We start from the raw sequence: 6,737 nt of genomic DNA, 5'->3' as shown, positions 1-6,737 counted from the left end.
TCGCGGCGACGACCGCCCTGCCCGGCACCGACCTGGTGACCGTGACGCGCGGCGGCGGGCTCGGCGCCGGAGGAGGCGGCGGCGCGGGCACGACCGGAGCCACCGCCGGGGGCGGCGGAGGCGGTGGCACTGGGGGCACTGGAGGCGGTGGCACTGGGGGCGCTGGAGGTGGGGGCGGCGGTGGCGCGGGCGCCCGCAGGCACCCGGCACTGTCCGAACCGGACAGCGGCGCCCCGGAGGACACCTCGGTCACCGGCCCGGAGCCGTCCCGGGCGACCCGGAACGTGCGGCTGCGGCCGGCGCTGCGGTTCGCCGTCACGTACAGGGTCTCCCCCGCCAGCACGACCGAGCCGTACGCGGTGGCAGGCGGCAGCACCGGCCCGGACACCGGGTGGGTCCACCCCGACACCGGGTCGATCCGCACGACCCGCCCGCTGAACGGGAACGTGCTCGTCACCCCGTAGAGCTTGCCCCCGGCGAAGTCGAAGTCGTCGATGCCGGAGGTGAACGGCGCCGGCCACAGGTCGACCCCGCGCACCGCCGAGAGGTACCCGTCGCCGCCCGGGTCGATGTCGATCACGTACAGGTCGTCGTCCCGCAGCACGTACCAGCGGTTGCCGAACACCGCGCCCGCGGTGGCCCGGTCCAGCCCGCGGCGGTCGGTCGTCCGCACCGGGCCGAGCCGGGTCAGCTCGCCGTCCCGGCCGACGGCCACCGCCGTGCCGTCGCGGGTCAGGCCGTACACCCGGTCCTGGGCGCGGGCGTAGCCGAGGGCGTTGACCTGCACGCCGAGCGCCGTCCGGTTCTCCACCGCCCCGGACGGCATCCGCACCAGCTCCACGGTGGACGGTCCGCCCGGTGCCGTGTTGACGACGCGGAGGACCGTGCAGGCGGTGGCGGGCGCCGCCCCGGCCGCGGGCTTGACCGGCAGCAGCGAGGCCGCCAGGACGGCCGCGGCCGCCAGCACCCGGGCCGGCCGCCGCACCCTCACCGCAGCCGCTCGATCGCCTGGCTGAACGCGTCCGGGCCCACCTTCGACCCGCCCGCGAACGGGTTCTGCATCTGGAAGATCGCGAAGAGCAGCAGGGTCGTCGCCGCGGCGAGGGTGGACACGATCACGATGTGGGTCAGCGACTTCGTGCCGCCGAACAGGTTGGGCAGCAGCACGAAGATCACGCTGCCGCCGATCAGCACGAACCACACCACCATGCCGACGTTGTTGTCCCGCACCGCGTTGAGCCGGGCCTGCCGCTCCTTGAACACGTCCAGCAGCGAGTCGGCGACCTCGGTCTTGCGGCTGGTCAGCCAGTCGTCGTCGCCGGGCACGTCGGCGGTGTCGACCACCGCGCGCATCCGGTCGAGCTGGTCCCAGCCCTCCTCGGGCAGCACACCGCCGTCCCGCATGCGCGGCCACTCCCGGTTCACCACCGTGTCCGCGTAGCCCGCGGCCAGCTCGCGGATCTCCGTGCGCGCCGGCTCGGGCAACGCGTCGGCCGCCCATGAGGCGGCGACCAGGCTCTGCGCCTCCTCGTAGGAAGAGTCCCGCACGGTGCTCGCCGCGTCGAACAGCGAGATCAGCACGAACGCGATCACCGCCGCGTGCAGGCCGCCGACGATGGTGAACGCCTGGCCGGCCGCGTCGTTGTTGTCCGGTCTGCCCTCGTCCAGGCCGTAACGGCGGACCAGGTAGGCGATGAGCGCGCCCAGCCCGACGGCGCCCACCACCCACAGCGAACCGGCCACGTAGACATTCATCGGCTGTGCCTCCCGAACGGGAAAAGGACGTCGGTCCACGCTAGGCACGTGCGGATCACGGCGGCAAGTTCGGTTCCGCTCTTTCAGCCCGACGGAATAGAACGGATTATTCACCGTCACTTGTTCGGAGCAGCAGGCGCGTATTCCGCGAATTTCCCGGCCCTGTTGTCCGGGGGCCAACGCGCGGCCGGACGCGCGGCTGGGCCGACCGGGCGAGTTCCGGTCACCGGACGTCACTCCACCTCGGACTCGGCGCGGTTTTTCCGTTGGCAGCCAAGGGTAGGACGTCACTGTTGCGCCGCCCGGACCACGGCGTTCCCAGACTCCGGGAAGTTTCAGCCCGTTCGGAGCAACGAACCGGAAATGCCGGGCGCACGCTGCCGAGCGGGTCACACCACCGGGACCGGCCCGGTTGGGCGGCCCGGGTGATCACCGTCCATTCCGGTCTACCGTGAGTCTGCCGGAACCGCCGGACGTGTGCTTTTCCGGAAATCGCCATCACGCCGCGCCACGGACGAGTGACTGTACGGGTCCGCAACGCCGGTGCTAACGTCGCTTCCGCCGGCCGAGAAAACAAGGCGCCAGTTCGCCGGATCACCAATTTCCAATTCGCGGATCTGATTTTCGACGATGGGTGGTATTTGCCGTGACCGTGACCGATCCCGCCGTGCCCGCACTGGACAGCGGCAGCCAGCAGCAGAGCCTGAGCACCCGCGCCGCGCGGAACCTGGCGACCACGACGAAGTCCGTCCCGCAGATGCAGGCCATCACGTCGCGGTGGCTGCTGCGCCTGCTGCCCTGGGTGGAGGCCTCCGGCGGCGCCTACCGGGTCAACCGGCGGCTGTCCTACGCGGTCGGCGACGGGCGCGTGACGTTCGTGACGACCGCGGGGAACATCGAGGTCATCCCCGCCGAGCTCGGTGAGCTTCCGATCCTGCGCGGCTTCGACGACCAGGAGGTGCTCGCCGCGCTCGCGAGCCGGTTCGAGCAGCGCGAGTACGAGCCCGGCGACGTGATCGTCGAGTTCGGCAGCGCCTCCGACCAGGCCTTCCTCATCGCGCACGGCAAGGTCAGCAAGGTCGGCCCCGGCGAGTACGGCGACTTCACCAACCTCGGGGTGCTGGCCAACGGCGACCACTTCGGCGACGACTCGCTGCTGGACGACTCGAGCATCTGGGAGTACACGGTCAAGGCCGTCACCTCCTGCACGGTGCTGGTGCTCGAACAACGCGGCTTCGACGAGCTGGTCGAGCAGTCCGAGGCGCTGCGTGAGCAGATCGAACTGTTCCGCGCCCGGAAACTGTCCAGTGGCAACGAATACGGCGAGGCCAGCATCGAGCTGTCCTCCGGGCACGAAGGCGAACCGGAGCTGCCCGGCACGTTCGTCGACTACGAGATGTCCCCGCGCGAGTACGAGCTGAGCGTCGCCCAGACCGTCCTGCGCGTGCACAGCCGCGTCGCCGACCTCTACAACCAGCCGATGAACCAGACCGAGCAGCAGCTGCGGCTGACCATCGAGGCGCTGCGCGAGCGGCAGGAGTCCGAGCTGCTGAACAACAAGGACTTCGGCCTGCTCCACAACGCCGACGTCAAGCAGCGCCTGCACACCCGCACCGGCCCGCCGACGCCGGACGACATGGACGAGCTGCTCGGCGCGGTGTGGAAGGAGCCGGCGTTCTTCCTCGCCCACCCGAAGACGATCGCGGCGTTCGGGCGCGAGTGCAACACGCGCGGGATCTACCCGGCGGGCGTGGAGTTCAACGGGCACCACGTGCCGTCCTGGCGCGGCGTGCCGATCCTGCCGTCGAACAAGATCCCGGTGTCGGAGACCCGCACCAGCTCGATCCTGCTGATGCGCGTCGGCGAGCAGAACCAGGGCGTGATCGGCCTGCACCAGACCGGTCTGCCGGACGAGGTCGAGCCCGGCCTGTCGGTGCGGTTCATGGGCATCAACGAGAAGGCGATCATCTCCTACCTGGTGTCGGCGTACTTCTCGGCGGCCGTGCTGGTGCCGGACGCGCTGGCCGTGCTGGAGAAGGTGGAGATCGGCCGCGCGAGCTGACCCGCGGAACCCACGAGCGAACGAGGGGTGGTTGGGTCCGTTGACCGTAACCCTGCAGACCTTCCAGCACACCGAAACCCGGTTGAGCCTGGGCACGGCGGCGGCCCGCAAACTGGCCAGCACCACCAAGTCCGTGCCGCAGAACCAGGCGGTCACCAGCCGGTGGCTGCTGAGCCTGCTGCCCTGGGAGGAGACCGAGGCCGGCACCTACCGGGTCAACCGGCGCCTCACCTGCGTCGCCGGGCAGGGCCGGGTGGCGTTCACCGTCGAGGCGGGCCGCGTCCGGGTGGTGCCGGCCAGCCTCGCCGAACTGCCGTTGTTCCGCGGCTTCGGCGACCAGCTCGTCCTGACCGCGCTGGCCGACCGGTTCGAGCAGCGCGAGTACCGGGCCGGGGAGACGATCGTCACCGCCGGCGCGCCGACCGGCGAGGCGCTGCTCGTCGCGCACGGCAAGGTGAGCAAGGTCGGCCGCGGCGACTACGGCGACCCGGTCACGCTCGGGGTCCTCGCCGACGGCGACTACCTCGGGCAGCAGGTGCTCGCGGAGTCGCCGGAGCCGTGGGCCTACAGCGTCCGGGCGGAGACGCCGGTGACGGTGCTCGCCCTGCCGCAGCGGGAAGTGCTGGCTTTGCTGGACACCTCGCCGGAGCTTCGGTCCCATGTGGACGGACTGCGGCGCAGTTCGCAGCTGGCGCAGAACAAGCACGGCGAGGCGAACATCGAGCTGGCGTCCGGGCACGCCGGGGAGCCCGCGTTGCCGGCCACGTTCGTCGACTACGACCTCAGCCCCCGCGAGTACGAACTCGGGGTGGCGCAGACGATCCTGCGGGTGCACACCCGCGTGGCCGACCTCTACAACCAGCCGATGGACCAGACGCAGCAGCAGCTGCGGGTGACGCTGGAGGCGCTGCGCGAGCGGCAGGAGTCCGAACTGCTCAACAACGCCGAGTTCGGCCTGCTCCACAACGCCGACCTCAGCCAGCGCCTGCACACCCGCACCGGTCCGCCCACCCCGGACGACCTGGACGAGCTGCTGTGCCGCCGCCGCAAGACGAAGCTGTTCCTGGCGCACCCCAAGGCGATCGCGGCGTTCGGGCGGCAGTGCTCGGCGCGCGGGATCGCCACGGAGAGCACCGAAGTGGACGGTCACGTCGTGTCCACGTGGCGGGGGGTGCCGATCTTCCCGAGCGACAAGATCCCGGTGTCGCGGACCGGGACGACGTCGATCCTGGCGATGCGGACCGGTTTGGACAGCCAGGGCGTGATCGGGCTGCGCCAGACCGGGCTGCCGGACGAGGTCGAGCCGGGCGTGAACGTGCGGTTCATGGGGATCGACTCGCGCGCCATCGTGTCCTACCTCGTCACGGCGTACTTCTCGGTCGCGGTGCTGGTCCCGGACGCGCTGGGCGTGCTCGAACACGTGGAGGTCGGACGGTGACGGAGACGGTGGCCGGGACCCGGACGGCGCGGGAACTCCTGGCGTGGAGCCGCGGGTGCGTGGACCCGGCGTTGCGGGCGGCGGTGGCGCGGCTGCCGGAATCGATGCGGCCGCTGGTCTCCTACCACTTCGGGTGGGCGGACGAGACGGGCGCGCCGGCGAGCGGGGGCGGCGGCAAGGCGGTGCGGCCGGCGCTGGTGCTGGCGGCGGCGCGGGCGGTCGGCGAGTGGGGGCCGGCGCTGCCCGGCGCGGTCGCCGTCGAGCTGGTGCACAACTTCTCGCTGCTGCACGACGACGTCATGGACGGCGACGAGACGCGGCGGCACCGGCCGACGGTGTGGAAGCTGTTCGGGGCGGGGCCGGCGATCCTGGCCGGGGACAGCCTGCTGGTGGCGGCGTCGGACGTGCTGGCGGCGAGCGGGCACCCGGCGGCGCGGGAGGCGTTGCGGGTGCTCGGCGCGGCGGTGCAGGACCTGATCGAGGGCCAGGGCGCGGACCTGGCGTTCGAGCAGCGTGCGGACGTCGGGCTGGACGAGTGCCGGCTGATGGCGGAGGGCAAGACCGGGGCGCTGCTGGGGTGCGCGTGCGCGCTGGGCGGGTTGCTCGGCGGCGGGTCGTCCGAGCAGGTCGCGCACCTGCGGCGGTTCGGGGAGGCGGCCGGGCTGGCGTTCCAGATGGTCGACGACCTGCTCGGGATCTGGGGCGACCCGGCGGCGACCGGGAAGCCGGTGTTCTCGGACCTGCGCAACCGCAAGAAGTCGCTGCCGGTGGTGGCGGCGCTGACCTCGGGGACGGCCGCGGGCCGGGAGCTGGCGTCGCTGTACGCGGCGCCGGGTGAGCTGGCCGGGTCGGACCTGGTGCGGGCCGCGCGGCTGGTCGACCAGGCCGGCGGCCGGGAGTGGACCCGCACCGAGGCGGCGGCGCTGCTGGAACGCGCCAGGGCGCACCTGAGAGCCGCCGTGCCGGACCCGAGGGGCGCCGCGGACCTGGAGGCGCTGGCGGCGCTGCTCGCGGACCGGGACAGATAGCCGGAGGCGGGTGGCCGCGCCGACCATCTGCGGAGCGGGTAGCGGCGACCGCCCGCGGAGCGAGTGTGGCCGGGAGCGGTGGCCGGAGGACCGCCGGGCTCGGCGGGCCGCCGGAGGGCCGCGCCCGGGCACCGGTAGAGCGAGTGGCAGCCGCAGGCGGCGGCCGGGAGCGGTGGCCGGGCCGCCCGACCACTCGCAGAGCGGGTGTAGCCGGGCGCGGCAGCCGGCGGGCCGCGTCCCGTGCACCTGCGGAGCGGGTGGTGGCCGGGAGCGATGTCTCGCCGGTGGCGCGCCCGGGGCGAACCCGGCCCGGGAGCAGCCGCCCCTGTGGGGCTGACTCCGCGGCGGAAGGCCGCCATGCCGCCGCATCGCGGGCAGGCCGGTCGGGCCCGCTGCGCGTGGCACCACCCCGCGGAGCCGGGCCGCACCACCGGAAACCACCCCGCGGAGCCGG

At 72.9% G+C, this 6,737-nt stretch carries 5 protein-coding genes; 3 read left to right on the top strand and 2 right to left on the bottom strand.

Features of this window, described 5'->3' with window-relative positions; all coding sequences use genetic code 11:
• Together ABZ215_RS35300 and ABZ215_RS35295 are read right to left on the bottom strand one after the other, a co-directional pair.
• On the bottom strand, window positions 1-991 hold a 991-nt coding region (locus ABZ215_RS35300), incomplete at its 3' end, for a hypothetical protein (RefSeq protein ID WP_354954713.1).
• Complete coding sequence (locus ABZ215_RS35295; protein WP_020423483.1) at window positions 988-1,755, bottom strand: DUF4239 domain-containing protein; 768 nt, start codon at window positions 1,753-1,755, stop codon at window positions 988-990. The genes ABZ215_RS35300 and ABZ215_RS35295, both read right to left, overlap by 4 nt.
• A gap of 676 nt (window positions 1,756-2,431) precedes the next feature.
• Here ABZ215_RS35295 and ABZ215_RS35290 point away from each other — a divergent pair.
• Genes ABZ215_RS35290 through ABZ215_RS35280 form a run of 3 tightly spaced genes read left to right on the top strand, consistent with a single transcriptional unit; the run spans window position 2,432 to window position 6,283 of the window.
• Window positions 2,432-3,817, top strand: a complete 1,386-nt coding sequence (locus tag ABZ215_RS35290) for a family 2B encapsulin nanocompartment shell protein (protein ID WP_235716331.1) — start codon at window positions 2,432-2,434, stop codon at window positions 3,815-3,817.
• Window positions 3,818-3,848: 31 nt separating this feature from the next.
• Window positions 3,849-5,255 (top strand): family 2B encapsulin nanocompartment shell protein, encoded by a 1,407-nt coding sequence (locus ABZ215_RS35285; protein ID WP_354954711.1) that lies wholly within the window; start codon window positions 3,849-3,851, stop codon window positions 5,253-5,255.
• Complete coding sequence (locus ABZ215_RS35280) at window positions 5,252-6,283, top strand: family 2 encapsulin nanocompartment cargo protein polyprenyl transferase (protein WP_020423480.1); 1,032 nt, start codon at window positions 5,252-5,254, stop codon at window positions 6,281-6,283. Before ABZ215_RS35285 ends, ABZ215_RS35280 begins: the two co-directional genes overlap by 4 nt.
• Window positions 6,284-6,737: the final 454 nt, after the last annotated feature.

It is taken from the genome of Amycolatopsis sp. NPDC006131 (assembly GCF_040614175.1).
Lineage (GTDB): Bacteria > Actinomycetota > Actinomycetes > Mycobacteriales > Pseudonocardiaceae > Amycolatopsis_E > Amycolatopsis_E tucumanensis.
This window is presented reverse-complemented; position numbering and strand designations above follow the sequence as displayed.

What these genes read in the sequence shown, in the direction of transcription:
- ABZ215_RS35295 (WP_020423483.1), bottom strand. Translation starts at nt 1,755, where the DNA reads ATGAATGTCTACGTGGCCGGTTCGCTGTGGGTGGTGGGCGCCGTCGGG.